Source organism: Yersinia ruckeri ATCC 29473 (assembly GCF_000754815.1).
Taxonomy (GTDB): Bacteria; Pseudomonadota; Gammaproteobacteria; order Enterobacterales; family Enterobacteriaceae; genus Yersinia; species Yersinia ruckeri.
The window spans coordinates 2,789,651-2,809,440 of record NZ_KN150747.1 but is presented as its reverse complement, the minus strand read 5'-3'; the positions used below and the strand labels follow the sequence as shown (position 1 = coordinate 2,809,440).

The following is a 19,790-nucleotide window of genomic DNA, read 5'->3' as shown; positions in this document are numbered from 1 at the left end:
ATGAGGGGAAAAAGGTTAAAAAATCCCGCTATGACATTAAAAGTATTCCTGATAAAATTAAGATCATTATTATTTGAATGGAGTTAAGGGCCTCAGCTCTCCCTATGGACTGTCACCGAAGTTGCTGCTTTGAAGAAGAAGGTTATCCCCCGCCTGCGGGTAAAAATCAGGTTATTCGATCGCGTATTTATCTACCGCTCATCTTCGTACGATCCTTCATTGTATTACGACGTATCACCGGTTTCCGGCGTTTTGCCGTACCCGTTAATTCACGTCTCTCCCGTCAGTCATGTTCTAATTTTTGGAGTCTTACATGGAATTTCTAATGGACCCCTCGATTTGGGCAGGGTTACTTACGCTGGTAGTACTGGAAATTGTACTGGGTATTGATAATCTGGTGTTCATCGCCATTCTGGCCGATAAATTACCGCCGAAACAGCGAGATAAAGCCCGTATTATCGGCTTGTCGCTGGCGCTGATAATGCGTTTGGGGTTGTTGTCGGTTATTTCATGGATGGTGACCCTCACGACACCGCTGTTCAGCGTGGCCACGTTCAGTTTCTCTGGTCGGGATTTGATCCTGCTAGTCGGTGGGTTGTTCCTGTTATTTAAAGCCACCACGGAATTACATGAACGACTGGAGGGCAACCAGCATGATGGTAATGCTAACCGGGGCTATGCCAGCTTCTGGGCAGTGGTCGCACAGATTGTGGTATTGGATGCGGTATTCTCGCTGGATGCGGTGATTACCGCCGTCGGTATGGTGAATGACCTGGCGATCATGATGACCGCGGTGATTATCGCGATGGGTGTGATGCTACTGGCATCCAAGACCTTGACTAACTTCGTCAATGCACATCCCACAGTGGTGGTGCTGTGCCTTAGCTTCTTACTCATGATCGGTTTGAGCCTGATTGCTGAAGGCTTTGGTTTCCATATTCCGAAAGGCTATCTGTATGCCGCTATTGGCTTCTCGATTCTTATCGAGCTGTTTAATCAGATTGCGCGCCGTAACTTTATCAAGCATGAGTCCCGTTTGCCACGTCGCCAGCGCACTGCCGAAGCCATTATTCGCCTGATGGGGGGGCGTCGCCAAGAGCACACTCAGGGGGATGTTCCACAAGATGCTCCGGCTGAGGCATTTGCTGAGGAAGAACGTTACATGATCAGCGGTGTGTTAACGCTGGCATCTCGTTCATTACGTAGCATTATGACGCCGCGAACCGAAATCAGTTGGGTGGATTGCCACCGAAGCAAAGATGAAATCCGTGAGCAGTTGCTGGATACGCCACACAGCTTATTCCCGGTGTGTCGTGACTCACTGGATCAAATTGTTGGCGTGGTTCGCGCTAAAGATCTGCTGGTGGCAATTGAACGTGGTGAATCGATCTGCGCGTTTGCTGCGGCGACACCGCCGATTATGGTGCCGGATACCATGGATGTGATTAATTTGCTGGCAGTATTGCGTAAAGCCAAAGGCAGACTGGTAGTGGTTAATGACGAATTTGGTGTGGTGCAGGGATTGGTAACCCCGCTGGACGTACTGGAAGCTATTGCTGGCGAATTCCCTGATGAGGATGAAACGCCGGATATCATCGTTGATGGCAATGGTTGGTTGGTCAAGGGCGGGGCGGATTTGCACTCGTTGGAACAGGCACTGAATTGTCAGGAACTGGTCAGCCCGACAGAGGATTACGCGTCATTGGCAGGGATGTTGCTGTCCCATTCTGGCCACATGCCCTCTGCCGGCGAGGTGATTGAAATGCATCAACTGCGTTGCCAAATCATTGATGTAACGGATTATCGTATTGAGCTGGTTCGGATCGAGAAAATTGAAGCTTCTGCCGATGAGTAGCATTGTGCGTTTCGCCTAGCCATAAGTGAGTCGGCTAGATCACCCTGATCGCTGACAAACCTCGATCCTGCGATCTGTGGTGGGGAAGCGTCAAGTCTCCGCGCCAGGGATGGTGCGGAACGAGCCTACAAGGCGGTATTCACGGTGTCTTGACGATCTGGCTGGTTTCATCGCGGCGAGCACTTTGTCATCAATCTGAGAACGGGAGCCAATGGCTCCCGTTCTTTCGTTCATCTTCATCCCGATAGTCGGGCTGGGAGATCTGTTAGTTACATTGCACTTTAATCGCCAAACCACCACGAGAGGTTTCACGATATTTGGCGTTCATATCTTTACCGGTTTCAAACATGGTTTCGATAACCTTGTCGAGAGACACTCGTGGTTCGCTGCTGCGGCGCATTGCCATACGTGCGGAGTTAATCGCCTTCACAGAGGCAATCGCATTCCGTTCGATACAAGGCACTTGTACCTGACCGGCAACGGGATCACAGGTGAGTCCGAGGTTATGTTCCATGCCAATCTCAGCGGCGATACAGACCTGAATTGGGCTGGCACCCAACAATTCGGCTAAACCGGCTGCTGCCATCGAACAGGCTACGCCGACTTCACCCTGACAACCCACTTCGGCACCGGAAATCGACGCATTCATTTTGTATAGAATGCCGACGGCACCGGAGGCCAGGAAGTAACGAATAAAAATTTCCGGGGTAACGGGTTCGATAAAGTGATCGTAATAAGCCAGCACTGCCGGAACAATACCACAGGCTCCATTGGTTGGTGCGGTCACGACACGTCCGCCAGCCGCATTTTCTTCGTTGACGGCCAGAGCGAACATATTCACCCAGTCAATCACATTCATGGGGTCGCTTGACAGCTTGTCCGAAGATACCAGCAGACGACGCAGTGCAGAAGCGCGGCGCGGTACCCGCAGTGGGCCAGGCAGAATCCCTTCCGTATTCAGGCCACGGTCGATACAGGCGCGCATCGTGTCCCAGATAGCGGTGAAATAGGATTCGATCTCTTCTTGACTGTGCATCGCCAACTCATTCTGCATGACCATACCGGAGATAGACATCCCGGTAGTGCGGCAGTGAGTCAGAATGTCTTCAGCAGAATGAAACGGATAAGGTACGCTAATCTCATTAACCGCCGCCTTACCAAAATGCTCTTCGTCAACAATAAAACCGCCGCCGATAGAGTAGTAGGTTTTACTGTACACTTTTTCATCGCCGGCAAAGGCATGAATCTGCATACCATTTTCGTGCAGTGACAGATTATCACTACGGAAAACCATGCCACCCTCACGTGGGAAATCAACTTGATGCAAGCCATTGGCCAGCATCAGTTTTTCTCGTTGCTCAACATCGCGAATAAAACCGGGAATGCTATCGATATCAACGGTATCAGGCATATTTCCCGCTAAACCCATAATGATAGCGATATCAGTATGGTGACCCTTACCGGTTAATGACAGTGAACCGTATACATCCACGGCTACACGCGTGATCGAGGGCATTAGTCCCTGGGTTACCAGGTCGTCTACAAACTGTTTGCCGGCTTTCATCGGTCCAACCGTATGAGAGCTGGACGGGCCGATGCCGATCTTAAACATGTCGAAAACGCTAATCACGCTAGAACTCCTTAAAAAGGCATTGTGTTTAAAGCCGATATTTCATGGTCGTCGCGCATAAAAAATGCGCAACAGGAATATCGGTATTGTAGGTGGACTCGTCGATTTTAGTGACCTTATTCGCATGAAAAAAAGTAATCGCAAGCCTTGGTTTTTTTTGTCTTTACTGGTGTTAGCGGTATCGTTTGGATACTGCAATGGCCACTATGTTAATGAACAACATAAGTGACTTCTTTCACTGGTTATTAACCCCAATATATTAGTGGTTTATAGTGAAGTGGGCTATTTTACAGGTATTTCATAACGCTGACAGGCATGTTTACAGTTTTTTTAAAAACTGCGACACAGTGAGCATAGAGTAGAAATAGGAGAATCAGCAGGTTGAGAAGCGATTTATGTTGTAAATAAGAAGGTTACCTCGTGATGGTGTGGTTGCTATCACGAGATGTGGGGGGATGAGATGCCGACTTGCTGCGCCAGGCGGCGAATGATGGCGGCGGTCAATCCCCAGACAAACTGGCTTTCGTACCAGGAAAGATAGATTCGATGCTGGGTATCGCCACGGTGGATATCCAGCGGATAATAGCGTGATAGGTTTAAGGCTTCATAAAGTGGCATCTCGAACAATCCAGCCACTTCATCTTGATTGGCGAGGAAGGGCACGTCAGCCGGAATGAGTCCAACGACCGGAGTAACCTGAAATCCCGTCGAGCTGTCCAGGGTGCCAAGTTGGCCGAGCACCCGCACGGATGCGGAGGGAATCGCCACTTCTTCCTGGGCTTCTCGCAGCGCTGTTTCAATCAGCGAACGATCTTCCCGATCGGCTTTACCACCGGGGAACGCCACTTGTCCGGCATGTTTGCGCAAATGTACCGAACGGCGGGTGAGTAGCAGGGTCGGTTCTGGGCGACAAATAATCGGCACTAGCACCGCTGCACGGTGAGCGCTGGTTGATACACTCCCCGGTTGCGGCAGTTGCAGCTGGAAACGGCTGATAAATTCATTTAGAGTTAAACCGCTCACGGCAGGTCGTTCTCCCTTAGCAGCGGCAAAATACGAGCAATTTTATCGAAAGTTTCCTGATACTCCGCCTGCTCCTGGCTGTCTGCCACTATACCTCCTCCAGCCCAACAGTAAATATTACCCTTCTCCGTCAACAAGGTACGGATAGTAATGTTGGTATCCATAGTGCCACAGCAACTAATATAGCCAATGTTTCCGCAATAGGCATTGCGGCGATGAGGCTCCAGTTGCTCAATAATTTGCATTGCGCGGATTTTGGGCGCACCGGTAATAGAACCACCGGGAAAACAGGCGCGAAGCAGCTCAGTAGGCGGACAATAGTCTGGCAAAGTGGCGGTAATGGTACTGACCAGATGATGCACTGCAGGGAAAGCTTCCACCACAAACAGCTCCGGCACCCGCACGCTGCCCGGTTTAGCTACCCGACCGATATCGTTGCGCAGTAAATCTACAATCATCAGATTCTCAGCGCGATCCTTCGGCGATGACGCCAAGCGTGCCGCCTGCTGGGCATCGGCGGCGGTATCGGGCAGGCGCGGGAGTGTCCCTTTGATAGGACGCGTCTGAATTTGCTGATTTTCCAGCCAAACAAAGCGTTCGGGAGACACGCTGATAACACAGTGATCCGGCAAACGAATAAAAGCAGAAAAAGGCGCACAATTACTGGCGCTAAGCGTTAGAAAGGCCTGCCATTCATCGCCTTGATATTTAGCGCTGAATCTCTGAGCTAGATTAATCTGATAGCAGTCACCGCTGCGAAGATAATCTTGAATCTGGCGGAATTTCTCGCCGTATTCTTTTCGGTTCATATTGGCCTGCCATGGGCCTTGCAAGTGGAATGGCATCCTATCGCATGGATATTGTTGTTGTATCAACCATTGATAACGTTGCTCTATGTCGCCGTGACAAATCAAAGTCAGTTGCTGTAAATGATGATCAGCAATCAATGCCCAATCATATAAACCGATGGCCATATCCGGCAGATGAATATCCTGCTGCGCTAATTCGGGTAACACTTCGATACGGCGGCCAAGATCGTAACCAAATAGCCCTAATGCACCCCCCAAAAACGGCAGGTTTTTATTGGGTGGGCAATTTAGCCCCAACAAATCCAGTTGTTGCTGTAGTAAAGCAAAGGGATCGGCGGAGGAATATTGCGTGTCGTGCTCGCTACTGATTTCGGTTTGCTGGCCGTGGGTGATTAACTTAATGCGTGGTTCGGCAACCAGAATATCGAAGCGATTGTGGGAATGTTCGGCAAAACCGGAGTGCAGCAGCATCGCCCACGGCATGGCGGAAAACGGGGCAAAATACTGCAATAAAGCATCAGGCTGATAAGGCAAGCTTTTACAAAACGGCGATTTGGCACAGATGGCATGAGTATTTTTTTGGGCTGACAGCATGACAACTCGTGAAATAATATCGAGAGAAAGATTCTACCCGCAAGATTATCACAAATTCTGCGGGCTTTGGCAGTTGCGCGCTTCGGCAGGGAATTCCCTGCTGGGATAAAGAAACGGGTATACTGTTCGGCTAATTCGTAGGAGATAATTAATGCTAGCGGGAATGCCTTCACTTTCTCACCAAGAACAGCAAGAAGCGGTTGAACGTATTCACCAACTTATGTCCGAAGGCATGAGTAGTGGTGAAGCCATTGGCTTGGTCGCGGCAGAAATTCGCGAACGTCATCAAAATGATCCTCAGGCTATGCCGATCTTTGATGATGAAGACTTCGAAGAACATCATGATCCAGAATATCGTCGTGACGATGAAAAAGACGCTGACGACTATGAAGATGACTACGAAGGCTAACGATCCAGAAGGTTTCGGCGCCTTTGCCGAAGCCTTCCATTTTCTTTCACCAATGATTCACGTCAATAGAATCAACTCACTGATTAATTACGTTAATTTCACCGGCTGCACGTTTTGCTACTGCTACCGCTTGCTCAACGGTATCGGCAACCGCCAGCGCTACGCCCATCCGACGTTTCCCGTTAATTTCCGGTTTACCAAACAGGCGAATATCCACATCACCGATTAGCGCTTTTTCCACACCCTGATAAGCCACATTCTGGCTGGTCAGTTCTGGCAAGATCACCGCTGAGGCTGCGGGGGCATACTGGCGAATAGCGCCAATCGGCATACCGAGGAATGCGCGGACATGCAGAGCAAACTCCGACAGATTCTGGGAAATCAGCGTAACCATGCCGGTGTCGTGTGGGCGTGGTGAGACCTCACTGAAAATCACCTCATCACCGCAGACAAACAACTCGACGCCGAACAGACCGTAGCCGCCCAATGCTTGCACCACTTTGGTGCCAATCGCCTGTGCCCGCTGTAATGCCAGCGCGCTCATCTGCTGTGGCTGCCAAGATTCACGGTAATCGCCATCTTCCTGACGATGACCGATTGGTGCACAAAAATGAATACCGTCAACGGCACTAATGGTTAGCAGAGTTATTTCAAAGTCGAAATTGACCACCTCTTCAACGATCACTCGCCCCCCACCAGCGCGTCCACCTTGTTGAGCATAATCCCAGGCGCTTTGCTGTTGTTCTTCAGCGCGGATCAGACTCTGTCCTTTGCCGGAGGAGCTCATTACCGGCTTAACAATACACGGGTAACCGATTTCGGTTATGGCGGCATGGAAAGAGTCTTCGCTATCGGCAAAGCGGTAATGGGAAGTCGGTAATTTGAGCGTTTCGGCCGCCAGACGGCGGATACCTTCACGATTCATGGTCAGACGGGTGGCTTCAGCACAAGGCACCACTTTCTGACCCATTCTCTCCAGTTCTACCAGCATATCAGTGGCGATAGCTTCAATTTCTGGCACGATATAGTGAGGTTTTTCCTTCTCGACCACCTGCCGGAGAGCTGCACCATCCAGCATATTGATCACATGGCTACGGTGGGCAACGTGCATGGCTGGTGCATCAGCGTAGCGATCTACTGCGATCACTTCCAGCCCGAGGCGCTGGCATTCAATCGCCACTTCTTTGCCCAGTTCACCCGATCCAAGCAGCATTACGCGGGTTGCGCCAGGGCGCAAGGCGGTTCCAATGATCAACATAATTCGGTACCTACATCAGCAAGAGGAAGTCTTATGATAAAAACCGCCGCAGTATATACGAAAACGATTGCGTAGGCAGTTATTCTACTAAAATAGCGGTTTATTTGTAGATAAAATCGACATAATCATCAGCAGAAAAAGGAGAATAAGGTGCCGCATAATATGAGGAAATACGGGTGTGTGGTGAAGGATCGGGTGACAACTCAGGTTTTCCCGCGCTTTTTTACGCTTTAACTCAAGAAAAAATGGTATCTCTGCTATTATTGCGACAAATATTGCCTTGGCCTTCAGGTCACCGCTTTCAATCCATTCCGCTATATAAGAGTTACCGCCGTGAGCACAACGTCCTTTTCTTCCCTAGCGCTGCCTGCAGAGCAGTTGTCAAACCTTAATGAACTTGGTTATACCGAAATGACTCCAGTACAGGCCGCCGCATTACCGGCGATCCTCAAGGGGCAGGATGTTCGGGCAAAAGCCAAAACCGGCAGTGGTAAAACGGCTGCATTCGGCATTGGTCTGTTGGATAAAATCGCCGTGGGCGAATTTGTCACCCAGGCTTTGGTGCTGTGTCCGACTCGCGAATTGGCCGACCAAGTCAGCAAAGAACTGCGTCGTCTGGCTCGTTTCACCCAAAATATCAAAATCCTCACCTTGTGTGGTGGCCAGCCGATGGGCCACCAGCTGGATTCATTGGTTCATGCACCCCACATTGTCGTAGGAACGCCGGGGCGTATTCAGGAACATCTGCGTAAACGCACGTTGGTGCTGGACGATTTGAAAGTGTTGGTATTGGATGAAGCTGACCGTATGCTGGATATGGGCTTTACTGATGCCATCAACGACGTCATCAGCTATACGCCACCGCAGCGTCAAACTTTATTGTTCTCCGCCACTTATCCGGCCGGCATTGAGCGAATCAGTGCCAAGGTTCAGCGCGAACCGCTGAATGTGGAAGTGGAAAGTGAAGGGGAAGATCCCGCCATTCAGCAGGTATTTTTCGAAACTACACGCGAAAAACGTCTGCCGCTGTTAATTTCTGTTCTTAGCCATTATCAGCCAGCGTCCTGCGTGGTGTTCTGTAATACCAAAAAAGATTGTCAAAGCGTTTATGATACGTTGGAATCCCGAGGTATCAGCGTGTTAGCGTTGCACGGTGATTTGGAACAGCGAGATCGGGATCAGGTTCTGGTGCGCTTTTCCAACCGTAGTTGCCGGGTGTTGGTGGCGACCGATGTTGCTGCGCGCGGTTTGGACATCAAAGATTTGGAACTGGTGGTCAACTTCGAGCTGGCTTTCGATCCAGAAGTGCATGTTCACCGTATTGGCCGAACTGGCCGTGCGGGAATGAGCGGTCTGGCCGTTAGCCTGTGTACGCCATCAGAAATGGGCCGTGCTCATGCCATCGAAGATTACCTGCAAATCAAAGTGAAATGGACACCGGCAGAGCAGGTGAGCCGCAGCACCAATGCGATATTGGAGCCGGAAATGGTAACGCTCTGTATTGATGGTGGCCGAAAAGCCAAAATTCGTCCAGGGGACATCCTCGGTGCGTTAACCGGTGATGCGGGCTTAACTGCTGCCGACGTCGGGAAAATTGATATGTTCCCGGTACATGCCTACGTAGCGATCCGTAAAGCCAGCGCCAAACGCGCTATTCAGCAGTTGCAGCAGGGTAAAATCAAAGGCAAAAACTGCAAGGCGCGTTTGCTGAAGTAGTAATAAACGGATGAAGTGATAAACGGATGAAGTGAAAGGCTGAATGTCTTGCGCTAAAACGGCAAAAATAGCTTCACGGGATGATGTCGGTTGCATCATCCCGTCAAATCACTTTATACTGTATACAAACACAGTGAAAAGGATGCTGATAAATGGCCGTTGAAATAAAATTCGTAGTGGTACGACAGGGTGAGGAAAAAATGACGTTCACAACCAAAAAAGAAGCCGATGCATACGACAAGATGTTGGATTTGGCCGACAATTTGGCTGAATGGCTAGCACAGTCTCCTCTGTCGATGGAAGAAGAACAGCGCGAAGCCCTAAGCTTCTATCTGGCTGAGCATAAAGATGCTTTGGGGCAGATTTTGCGCGGAGTCAATCCGACGGTTTCAACCGAGCCACGGGTAAAAAACAAGGTGGAAAAAGCAGAAACCGCCGAGAAAAATCAGAATACTGAACAAACTCAAGCAGCTTAATGGGTTAAGCTCCCGGCAGAATGGGAAAAAAGGATCTAGAATGAATCGTGAAATGACTTTCTTCAGCCGTTTTGAAGCGGATATTCTGGCTAATCGCAAAACAATTACTCTTCGCGATAGCAGTGAATCCGATTTTAAGCCTGGTGAAATTTTACGGGTATGTCGCAACGAAGATGGCGTATTTTTCTGCAATATCGTCGTTAAGTCCGTAACGCCAGTGACGTTGGATGCTCTGACAGAACGCCATGCGCAGCAGGAAAATATGTCGCTGGAAGAATTGAAGAAAGTCATAAAGGAGATCTATCCGGGCCTGGAGCAGTTTTACGCGATCGAATTTACACAGTGTTAGTTCTGTAATGGAATTCTCTCTGTAACCTACCCCCCGATCCTTGCTGCTTCCGCCGAATAGACATAATAACGATTGGAGGAGCAATGAAAAAAACGCTATTCACCTTGTCTGCAATGGTTGTCATGCTTGGCAGTATGTCCGTATCGGCACAAACTCAGGAGCCGCAGCAACGGATGGCAAAACTACCGGCTTGCGTGGGCTTAAATTCTGCGCAGGTTGCCGCTCAGGTTAAACGTGACTTTCTGCAAAACCGTATTGTACGCTGGGATAATGACAAGAAGATATTAGGTACTGACGCACCGGTCGTGTGGGTTAGCCCAGATGATATCATGGGTAAGGATGATATCTGGGAAGTGCCTTTAACGGTACGTGGCACCAAAGCCAGCAAAAATTATGACGTCATGCTGAACTGCGTTGAAGGCACTATCAGCTACAGCCAGCCGCAGTAATGCAACGGCGTATCGCCGGGCAGTAGTCACGATAGAATCTACCCAATAGGTTCTATTTTGGCTGATAGTGCAGAGCGTCAGACCGATGGCGTTCTGCACTGATTATTTCCCGCTAACGATTGTCCCTTTCTTTGCGATATTCCTCACTGCTACCTTATCTGCATTTTTCAGTCTGTTATTCGCTATAATCCTTATTAATCATTTGGTTATTGGTTGTTTTAATGATATGAAAAACTATCAACTGCGCTTGGCAGCAGTCAGTAATCGTGTCACTCTGATCATAATAAATTGATGCGGACAACTCACCCATGATCACAGCGCCAAAAGCAACCAAACACCCATATTCTATAACAACACACGGTGATACCCGTGTGGATGATTATTACTGGCTACGCGATGATGAGCGAACCAATCCCGACGTATTAAGCTATCTGACTGCGGAAAATGCTTATACCGATGCAGTATTGGCTCCTCAGCAAGGATTACGGGAAAGTTTGTATGAAGAGATGGTTGCCCGAATTCCGCAGCAGGAAGCATCGGTTCCCTATGTCAGAAACGGTTATCGCTACCAGACTCGCTATGAGCCTGGTAACGAATACGCCATTTATGTTCGTCAGCCGCAACAGGTGCAAGATGAATGGGAAACCTTACTTGACGGTAATCAGCGTGCCGAAGGCTATGATTTTTACACTTTGGGTGGCGTGGACGTTAGCCCTGATAACCAGTTGCTCGCGGTGGCCGAAGATTTCTTGTCACGTCGCCAATATGATATTCGGATAAAGCAGCTCTGCGATGGTCACTGGCATGATGAGGTTATCAGTAATACATCAGGTAATTTTGAGTGGGCAAATAATTCAAAGACGTTGTATTACGTGCGCAAACACGAGAAAACGCTATTACCATACCAAGTGTATCGCCATCGGGTAGGCAGCAGTCCACAGCAGGATGAACTGATTTATCAGGAGCAGGACGACACTTTTTACGTTGGGCTGGAAAAAACAACGTCGGAACGCTTTATCCTTATTCACCTGAGCAGCACCACCACATCGGAAATACTGCTACTGGATGCCGATAATCCTGAAGCGGTGCCGCAGATGTTTATGCCACGACGTCAGGATCATGAATACGGACTGGATCACTATCAGCAACATTTCTATATTCGCTCGAATAAAGACGGTAAAAACTTCGGTCTTTATCAAAGCGAGCAAGCCGATGAATCACAGTGGCAGATGCTTATTGCACCGCGCACCGAAGTCATGCTGGAAGATTTTAGCCTATTCCGTGATTGGTTAGTGGTGGAGGAACGCAGCCAGGGTTTGACCCATTTGCGGCAGATCCATTGGCATTGTGGTGAAGAAAAAACTATCGCTTTCGACGATCCAACCTACGTGACTTGGCTGGCCTACAATCCGGAACCTGACACCGCGCTACTGCGTTATGGCTATTCTTCGATGACGACGCCAACCTCGCTTTTTGAAGTCAATATGGACACTGGCGAGCGCGTGTTGCTGAAACAGCAGGAAGTCAAAAATTTCATCCCAGAAAATTATCGCAGCGAACGCCTCTGGGTTACCGCTTCAGATGGTGTAAAAGTGCCAGTTTCGGTGGTTTATCATCGGGAACTTTTTAAACCGGGTAGCAATCCGTTAATGGTCTACGCATACGGTTCCTACGGTAGCAGCATGGATCCTACATTCAGCGGCAGCCGCCTGAGTTTGTTGGATCGCGGTTTCGTCTTTGCATTGGCGCATATTCGCGGCGGCGGTGAGCTGGGGCAGCAGTGGTATGAAAACGGTAAACTGCTCAATAAACTAAATACTTTCAATGATTTTATTGATGTAACCAAGTCATTGGTTGAACAGGGTTATGGCGATGCCAAGCGGGTATTTGCGATGGGCGGCAGTGCTGGCGGTTTACTGATGGGGGCGGTGATCAACCAGGCTCCAGAATTGTATACCGGCGTGGTAGCACAAGTCCCGTTTGTGGATGTGGTTACCACCATGCTGGATGAGTCGATCCCCTTGACCACTGGTGAATACGAAGAGTGGGGCAATCCGAATGATAAGGCCTACTACGACTATATCAAGCAGTACAGTCCTTATGATCAGGTTCGGGCGCAGGACTACCCGCATTTATTGGTCACCACCGGTTTACACGACTCACAAGTACAATATTGGGAACCCGCTAAATGGGTTGCCAAACTGCGTGAAATGAAAACCGATGATAACCAATTGCTGCTGTATACCGATATGGATGCGGGGCACGGCGGCAAATCGGGGCGCTTCAAAGCCTACGAAGATATTGCGTTGGAATATGCTTTTATCCTCGACCTGGTCTGAAAAATTCAGGATTCCAGATAATGCGTCAAGGTATGGCGCATATCTGGCGTCAGATCTTTCACCGATTTCAACATCCAGCGCAGATAGTCCGGATCCTGTCGGGCTATCTGTTCAATATTTTTCCCACGATATTTGCCAAATTCTAACGTTCTTAACAACAATGGGGCTTGAGTCAGTTCGACCATTTTCTCCGCGCTCCAGCCAGAATCACGCATAATCCGCTGGAATAATGCCGCGGTGATATAGCAATCATAAAGTGCGCGGTGAGGGTACAAATCTGCCGGCGGCGTAACATCCAGACGCAATGCATAGCGCAAATACTGGTTACTGTATTTAATATCTGGATACAGCGCCCGCGCCAGTTTGTAAGTGCAAATCCACTCACCACCCATTTCTGGCAACACACCGCGATCAAACGGAGCGTTGTGTGCAACGTAATACGGACTGCCCTGATATTTGCCAACGGCTACGGCAATGCGTGGCTTTCCCTCGACCATTTCTTCGGTAATATGGTGAATAGCCATGGCTTCAATGCTAATTGGTCGATCTGGGCTAACCAGGTCGCTCATCGGATTAGTGATTTCTCCATCAATAAAATCCAGTGATGCAATTTCGACGATACCGCCATCCAACCCGCAGGTCTCAGTATCAATCACACGAAAATTCATTTTTACTCCGGATGTTGGCTCAGTTTGCCAAGCATCATAATAGACAGCGTTGTCCCTGCCAATGACCGCTGTTAGGCTGACAATCACTCTGCTTCGGTGGTACAAGGACTTCATCACGATAATGTGAGGTTGTCAGCGGGCAAAAAACTGGGTGGGTTGAATTTGGGAGAACTTCTGGCGTAATAATGGATTGAGGTACTTTCTCTGGCAATGAGTATGCAATGAATGCTCGTCAAGAGATCGATACCGATCAGCGTCAGGTTTTGTATGATGCCCGGCAAAAGAAAACCCTGTCAGCTTATGGCTCACAGGGTGGGTGACCTTCTCATTAACCCGCCTGAGCGGGTTAATGTAACCAAGTAAAAAACCGTTACTCTGCGCTAGACGAAGAGGATTTCTTCGCGCGTTTCTCTGCCTTTTTCTCGGCCGGAGTTTTCAGTGGTTTTTTCTTCGCGTTCTTTTTGCTGTCCATTCCCTTACTCATGGCTTGCCTCTCTATGACCTGTGGTTAGGTTGGTATGCATCACCATTAAGGCCTCAATAGCCAAGAGTTGCAAGGAGATAAAGGAATGAAAAGATTAACATACTGTTAATTATGGTAATTATTTAAATAAAACTTCCCCTGATCGGCATGAACAACCGGTTTCCGGGCATTTCCAACTGAAACCGCTGGAAAGTCGGATTATGAAAAAAGGGCGCTTCCGATTGATGATAAAGTCAGCATATTTTCAAAAATTGCGCGAGAAGGATCGAAAAACGATTATTTAAATGATTAATCAGAGATATTTGTCCGGCTTAATCGTTGACCCTGAGCCTGGCATAGGCTTTTATAAGGCTATGGCCAACAACCGAATAGGTAAAATGCGATGGGACAATTACGGGGACTCTATCCGGCTTATGAGCCATACAACAGTGGTTGGTTGGACACCGGCGACGGGCATAGACTCTATTGGGAATTGTGCGGTAACCCGAATGGGAAACCTGCGGTATTTCTTCACGGCGGCCCCGGTGGCGGCATTGCGCCATACCATCGCCAGTTATTTGATCCGACAAAATATAAAGTGCTGTTGTTTGACCAGCGTGGTTGCGGTCGCTCCACGCCACATGCCAGTCTGGACAACAATACCACCTGGCATCTGGTGGCTGATATTGAACGCTTGCGTGAAATGGCAGATGTTGATAAATGGCTAGTGTTCGGCGGTTCTTGGGGCTCTACATTGGCACTGGCCTACGCTCAAACCCATTCTGATCGGGTTTCTGAAATGGTACTGCGGGGAATCTTCACGCTGCGTAAAGAAGAACTGCTTTGGTACTATCAGGATGGCACCTCCCGTTTCTTCCCAGATAAATGGCAATCTATGCTGTCTATTCTGTCAGAAGAAGAGCGCCACGATGTGATCGCCGCCTACCGTAAACGCCTGACTTCACCGGATCGTGCTGTACAGTTGGAAGCCGCGAAGATATGGAGCCTGTGGGAAGGTGAAACAGTGACCCTGTTACCGACGAAAAATTCAGCATCCTTTGGTGAAGATGATTTTGCACTGGCTTTTGCTCGTATAGAAAATCACTACTTTACCCATCTGGGGTTTCTGAAACATGACACGCAATTACTGGATGACGTCGTACAGATTCGCCATATTCCAGCAGTGATTGTACATGGGCGTTATGATATGGCCTGTCAGGTTCAGAATGCTTGGGATCTGGCTCAACGCTGGCCGGAAGCCGAATTACACATTGTAGAAGGTGCCGGGCACTCGTTTGATGAACCGGGAATTCTGCATCAGTTAATGTTAACGATGGACAAATTCGCTGATTAAAGCGCCGGATACACCTTTATTTCTGCACGTCCTCACTAGGATGCGGAGTTATTGTTGCCATAACCGAATCCTGATTGCCTTGAGCCTATAGGCCGTGAAAAATAATAAAGCGAATTTCTGCTTTATTTTACCTTAGGTTCATAAGGCAAACGGGATAATTTAGCCGACTCACTGCGATAGTGGTTCAGACGCTGTAAAAAGTAGTCTCGTAGGTGCTCGGGTTGTTCACGGGCAACCAGCTCGGGGATCACTGGCATATTGTAGCGTTCTTTGAACGCGACACTGGATGCAGCCAAATCAACGTTGATTTTATCCATCTCCTCTTGAGAGCGCTCAGCCAAATTGTATCCCATTATTTTCTCCTTTTACCACGCTACGATAAGTCAGCGCTGAAGGTAATGCAGAGTGGCAACAATGGCAAGTACTGTGGCGTGCAGTGAGCGTGAGCGTCTGATCTCAAGAAGAGAAAATAAAACAATAAACACGAATGATTCACATTTATTTTCCGCCAAATTAACAATAAGAATGATTCCTTTTATTATTAACCAGAATGAGGATTAATTTCTGTGTAAAATATAAATGATGGATCATTTTTCAAGAATGAAAGAATTTACATATATAAATCAGTTGGTTGTTATTTATTTTTATTATCAAAATTTTAAATGTGAATAGGGTGTTTTTATTTTGTTCTTATGTTGGCATAATACATGGAATAATTCTTTGCCAACCTGCATTATAAAAATTAGGGATTAGTTATGTTGAAAAAAGAAATGGCTCAAAAACTTAATGAGCAGCTAAATCTGGAGTTTTACTCTGCCAATCTTTACCTGCAAATGAGTGCATGGTGCAGCGATAAAGGCTTCGAAGGTGCGGCAGCGTTTCTGAAAGAGCATTCTCAGGAAGAGATGCAACATATGCAGCGCCTATTTGAATATCTGAGCGGTACAGGCTCAATGCCGATCCTTGGCACCATCAGTGCACCGCCGGTAGAATTTGGTTCTCTGGCCGACGTGTTTAAATTGACCTATGAGCACGAACAACTGATTACCACTAAAATTAACGAACTGGCGCACGTAGCCATGACCACGCAGGATTATTCCACTTTCAACTTCCTGCAATGGTATGTTTCTGAACAGCATGAAGAAGAGAAACTGTTCAAATCTGTACTGGATAAATTGGCTCTGGTTGGCAATAGCGGCAATGCTTTGTTCTTCATTGATAAAGATCTGAAGAACATGGCAGCCAGTACACAGGCTCATCCGCAAGGCTGATAATCTTCAGTTATCAATATCAACCGCAGTGACGCTGTTCTTGGCAGAAACTGCGGTTTTTTCGCTTTTTTCAGATTCCCACGTTTTTATTTTATCGGTTCTATCGTTACCCGTGCGCTTCAGCTACACCAGTTAACTGAACGCATCCTGCTGATTAATCTCACTTGGTTAACTCGACTTAATACCCTTAACTCGTTATTATTTATCACTAACATAGGAGAAGGGGGTCATTTCTCGTTATTTTTTGATGATATTTTGACCGCTTATCTGATGTGAGGAGTTTATTTTGTGTGGTATCTCACAGGTAGTACATCCAACTGGACGTGATGGGGGTTAACGTTGCCAATATAGGGTAAAGTTGGCAATAGACGGTTTTATTACCCCATATTTATTTAAGGGACTTTATGTTAATCAACAAAGTACGTACATCCTGCCGGATGCTTTCTGCACTGGTTGTTTTATTTGTTGGCCTTTCTAGCCAACAGGCTTTGGCTCATGCTCATTTAAAAGTTGAAACGCCGGCGGCCGATACCACAATAAATTCTGCGCCAGAAGCTTTGACGCTGAATTTCTCCGAAGGAATTGAACTGGGTTTTAGCGGAGTAAAAGTGACAGGGCCGGATAATAACGCGGTGAAAACCGGAGCGCTAACACTGGATCCGGTAAATAACACCCAATTGATTTTACCATTGGATAGCGCGCTAGCCGCGGGGAAATACCATGTTTCTTGGCATGTGGTTTCCGTTGACGGCCACAAAACCAAAGGCAATTATAGCTTTACCGTAAAATAATATGTCTTTGGCGACCTTATTTATCCTGTGTCGCTTTGTGCATTTTATGGCGGTGATGTTGATGTTTGGCATCAGTATATTCACTGCTATATTAGCACCCAGCAAGTTCTCACTCATCTTGGGGAAGCGCTTAAAACCCTTACTGATTTTCAGCACCTTGGTGGGAGCAATGTCTGCCATAGGGTTATTGGCGATTCAGGCCGGAACTATGGGGGATGGCTGGGCAGATACTTATCAGTTCTCCACCTGGATATTGGTGCTTGGCACCGCTTTTGGCCAAATTTGGCAATGGCACATGGCGCTTTCTCTTCTCAGTGTTCTGCTATTGCTTTTCTGGGAAAAAAATTGGTTTTCCCCATCGATGGTTGTCTGTTCAGCGTTGTTACTCGCCAGTTTGGCTTTTATCGGCCACGCGGCAATGCATGACGGTATCATCGGCTGGATACATCAATCCAATCAGATCCTGCACCTACTTAGTGCGGGTTACTGGTTTGGCAGTTTGTTACCGCTACTATTTTGTTTGCCATATACCCGCTCTCGTCAGCATAAGCCAGCTGCTATCGAAACGTTGATTAGTTTCTCAAGCTGGGGGCACCTGGCTGTGGTGCTGGTGGTCGTGACTGGCGTGATTAATAGCGTCATTATGTTGGGTGGTTGGCCGGATGATTTTACCTCCAATTATCAGCGTTTACTGTGGTGCAAAATCGTCGTGGTTGCTTTGATGATCATTATTGCAGTAATTAATCGTTATCGAGTTGTACCGGCTATTCGTGTAATACCGGAAAAATCGCATTATTGGTTAGTAATGAATGCCTGGCTGGAAATGGTATTGGGAGCGGTGGTTCTCCTACTGGTCAGCATATTTGCTACGTTGGTACCAGTATAAACCGACTATATGACTTAAACGATTAAGCCAGCTTGCATTTATAGGTATAGGTCCGAGAGAATCAGGCTAATCAACTAATTCAGGAATAGTTAAAATGAAGGGTTTTGCGTTAACACTGTCTCTTTTATTGCTTGCCGCCAACGCGTCGGCGTCGGCAAAGATTATCACTGTCAGTAAATTTGAGTTTGGTAAACAGTGGGCATTCACTCGAGAAGAGGTGATGTTAGAATGCCGCTCAGGTCAGGCGTTATTTGTTATTAACCCAAGCACGTTGGCGCAATATCCATTAAATGATACGGCGGCTGAGCAGGTGAGAGCTGGTAAGGTTCTGGCCTCATCTTTGGATCCGTTGATACTTGAAAATAAAGAAAATCCGGGTCAGAAAATGAGCCTTTTGCCATTCCAGCGGCGTGCTTTGACTTTATGCGCCAAATAGCGCTAGAGATGATAGTCAGCGTGAGAACAACGGAAGAATCATATAACTATTCATAAATTTGCTAAAAATTCATTAGTTTTTCGTAGTGATTATTAAGTTGTTACGTTGAAAATTGGTAAAATGTGGGTCGTCTACTACGCTTAAGTGGTACGGCTTAATAAGCCTGCATGAAATGCCAACTTTTAGCGCACGGCTCTATCCCAAGAGCCATTTCCCTGGACCGAATATAGGATTCGTATTCGGTCTTTTTTTAACTTATTGTTTTATATGGTTATTTTTAGTTAATTCCGAAATTCCCCGAAATTCCCCCGAAATCCTATACTCGGCCTAAATTTCTACCCACTCATTTTTACGTGAATCCAGGTATACATTAGTCATTTTCATCGACTTGTGACCGAGCAATTTCTGTGCAAACTCCTTACCGTACTCAGTCTCATAAAGTCTCGATGCCAGGCTACGGATCTCGTGAAAGCTGGGCGGGGAGATTTCATAAACCAGATCGGTTGCTTTTAATGCTTTAACAAATGCTTTGGTGAGCGAGTCCGCATTTAATGCACCGGGCTCTCGGCCTGATTTTCTACTGGACGAGCAAATGAGATATTCGCTCTTATTGTTATTCAGGCATTGTTCTATAACCTCACCGACGGAGGTATTCATTATTTCCAACCGCAGTGATAGCGATATCGCTATCTGCATCTTGGTTTTACTTTGGACTATCCAAAGCTTACCATCATGCACGTCGCTTCTTTTTAATTGCCGCACATCATCACGGCGCTGACCGGTAATCAGCGCCAGCGCCAGGCTGAGTTGAACCCAGTTCTGTTGTTGGCCGGCAGCCTCATAAATCTTGCAAAAGGCTGCATAGTCGAGCCGCTCCCGTTTAACTTTTGGTGAGGGCGTGCGGGTAGCATTCAGATGATCTTGCCCTGTCAGCATATATAGGGTATTCGAAGAGACAAGCGCATTTGTTACCAACAACCGTGCCCAAGAGTTTTACCACCCATAGATTAGTAT

General features: G+C 47.7%; 19 protein-coding genes. 12 read left to right on the top strand and 7 right to left on the bottom strand.

Translation table 11 applies throughout. The annotated features are described in order from the left end of the window. Nucleotides 1-313: 313 nt before the first annotated feature. Nucleotides 314-1,855 (top strand): TerC family protein, encoded by a 1,542-nt coding sequence (locus DJ39_RS12515; RefSeq protein WP_038243329.1) that lies wholly within the window; start codon nt 314-316, stop codon nt 1,853-1,855. A gap of 265 nt (nt 1,856-2,120) precedes the next feature. Here the strand turns inward: DJ39_RS12515 and sdaA are convergent, their stop codons facing one another. From sdaA to pabB, 3 genes are all read right to left on the bottom strand, one after another. Further along, on the bottom strand, nt 2,121-3,485 hold the full coding sequence (sdaA, locus tag DJ39_RS12510; RefSeq protein ID WP_038243332.1) for an L-serine ammonia-lyase: 1,365 nt from the start codon (nt 3,483-3,485) through the stop codon (nt 2,121-2,123). 438 nt (nt 3,486-3,923) lie between these two features. After that, nucleotides 3,924-4,508, bottom strand: a complete 585-nt coding sequence (locus DJ39_RS12505; protein WP_038243335.1) for a CoA pyrophosphatase — start codon at nt 4,506-4,508, stop codon at nt 3,924-3,926. After that, complete coding sequence (gene pabB / locus DJ39_RS12500) at nt 4,505-5,911, bottom strand: aminodeoxychorismate synthase component 1 (RefSeq protein ID WP_004721752.1); 1,407 nt, start codon at nt 5,909-5,911, stop codon at nt 4,505-4,507. Before pabB ends, DJ39_RS12505 begins: the two co-directional genes overlap by 4 nt. A 151-nt stretch (nt 5,912-6,062) precedes the next feature. Between pabB and DJ39_RS12495 the strand changes: the two genes are divergently transcribed. Beyond that, complete coding sequence (locus DJ39_RS12495) at nt 6,063-6,320, top strand: YoaH family protein (protein WP_038243338.1); 258 nt, start codon at nt 6,063-6,065, stop codon at nt 6,318-6,320. Nucleotides 6,321-6,396: 76 nt separating this feature from the next. Here DJ39_RS12495 and purT read toward each other — a convergent pair whose 3' ends face one another. Then, the gene (gene purT / locus DJ39_RS12490) at nt 6,397-7,578 is read right to left on the bottom strand and encodes a formate-dependent phosphoribosylglycinamide formyltransferase (RefSeq protein WP_004721748.1); all 1,182 of its coding nucleotides are present in this window, start codon (nt 7,576-7,578) and stop codon (nt 6,397-6,399) included. Nucleotides 7,579-7,911: 333 nt separating this feature from the next. Between purT and dbpA the strand changes: the two genes are divergently transcribed. The 5 genes from dbpA (at nt 7,912) to DJ39_RS12465 (ending at nt 12,907) form a co-directional block, all read left to right on the top strand. Further along, the gene (gene dbpA / locus DJ39_RS12485; RefSeq protein WP_038243339.1) at nt 7,912-9,294 is read left to right on the top strand and encodes an ATP-dependent RNA helicase DbpA; all 1,383 of its coding nucleotides are present in this window, start codon (nt 7,912-7,914) and stop codon (nt 9,292-9,294) included. Between the two features lie 152 nt (nt 9,295-9,446). Further along, nucleotides 9,447-9,770 carry a YebG family protein gene (locus tag DJ39_RS12480; protein ID WP_004721744.1) on the top strand — a complete coding sequence of 108 codons (324 nt, stop codon included), beginning with the start codon at nt 9,447-9,449 and terminating at the stop codon, nt 9,768-9,770. Nucleotides 9,771-9,810: 40 nt separating this feature from the next. After that, nucleotides 9,811-10,119, top strand: coding sequence for a N(4)-acetylcytidine aminohydrolase (gene yqfB, locus DJ39_RS12475; RefSeq protein WP_004721742.1), 309 nt, complete (start codon nt 9,811-9,813; stop codon nt 10,117-10,119). 83 nt (nt 10,120-10,202) lie between these two features. Next, on the top strand, nt 10,203-10,568 hold the full coding sequence (yebF, locus tag DJ39_RS12470; RefSeq protein WP_004721741.1) for a protein YebF: 366 nt from the start codon (nt 10,203-10,205) through the stop codon (nt 10,566-10,568). 308 nt (nt 10,569-10,876) lie between these two features. Beyond that, the gene (locus tag DJ39_RS12465; protein WP_004721737.1) at nt 10,877-12,907 is read left to right on the top strand and encodes a S9 family peptidase; all 2,031 of its coding nucleotides are present in this window, start codon (nt 10,877-10,879) and stop codon (nt 12,905-12,907) included. A gap of 5 nt (nt 12,908-12,912) precedes the next feature. Here the strand turns inward: DJ39_RS12465 and exoX are convergent, their stop codons facing one another. Continuing rightward, nucleotides 12,913-13,575 carry an exodeoxyribonuclease X gene (gene exoX, locus DJ39_RS12460; RefSeq protein ID WP_038243340.1) on the bottom strand — a complete coding sequence of 221 codons (663 nt, stop codon included), beginning with the start codon at nt 13,573-13,575 and terminating at the stop codon, nt 12,913-12,915. Between the two features lie 866 nt (nt 13,576-14,441). Here exoX and pip point away from each other — a divergent pair. Continuing rightward, the gene (gene pip / locus DJ39_RS12455) at nt 14,442-15,392 is read left to right on the top strand and encodes a prolyl aminopeptidase (protein WP_004721733.1); all 951 of its coding nucleotides are present in this window, start codon (nt 14,442-14,444) and stop codon (nt 15,390-15,392) included. A gap of 122 nt (nt 15,393-15,514) precedes the next feature. Here pip and DJ39_RS12450 read toward each other — a convergent pair whose 3' ends face one another. Continuing rightward, entirely contained in the window at nt 15,515-15,745 is a 231-nt protein-coding gene (locus DJ39_RS12450; protein WP_038243344.1) for a DNA polymerase III subunit theta, read from the bottom strand. A 402-nt stretch (nt 15,746-16,147) separates the two neighbouring features. Here DJ39_RS12450 and ftnA point away from each other — a divergent pair, with 402 nt between their 5' ends. The 4 genes from ftnA to DJ39_RS12430 all read left to right on the top strand — a co-directional run bounded on the left by ftnA (nt 16,148) and on the right by DJ39_RS12430 (nt 18,776). Continuing rightward, complete coding sequence (gene ftnA, locus DJ39_RS12445; protein ID WP_004721727.1) at nt 16,148-16,663, top strand: non-heme ferritin; 516 nt, start codon at nt 16,148-16,150, stop codon at nt 16,661-16,663. 404 nt (nt 16,664-17,067) lie between these two features. Further along, a complete protein-coding gene (gene yobA, locus DJ39_RS12440; protein WP_038243346.1) occupies nt 17,068-17,454 on the top strand; it encodes a CopC domain-containing protein YobA in 387 nt (128 codons plus the stop codon). A 1-nt stretch (nt 17,455) separates the two neighbouring features. Beyond that, the gene (gene copD / locus DJ39_RS12435; protein ID WP_004721723.1) at nt 17,456-18,340 is read left to right on the top strand and encodes a copper homeostasis membrane protein CopD; all 885 of its coding nucleotides are present in this window, start codon (nt 17,456-17,458) and stop codon (nt 18,338-18,340) included. A gap of 94 nt (nt 18,341-18,434) precedes the next feature. Next, a complete protein-coding gene (locus tag DJ39_RS12430) occupies nt 18,435-18,776 on the top strand; it encodes a YebY family protein (RefSeq protein WP_004721721.1) in 342 nt (113 codons plus the stop codon). Between the two features lie 327 nt (nt 18,777-19,103). Here the strand turns inward: DJ39_RS12430 and DJ39_RS12425 are convergent, their stop codons facing one another. Then, nucleotides 19,104-19,712 (bottom strand): tyrosine-type recombinase/integrase, encoded by a 609-nt coding sequence (locus tag DJ39_RS12425; protein ID WP_004721720.1) that lies wholly within the window; start codon nt 19,710-19,712, stop codon nt 19,104-19,106. Between the last annotated feature and the right edge of the window lie 78 nt (nt 19,713-19,790).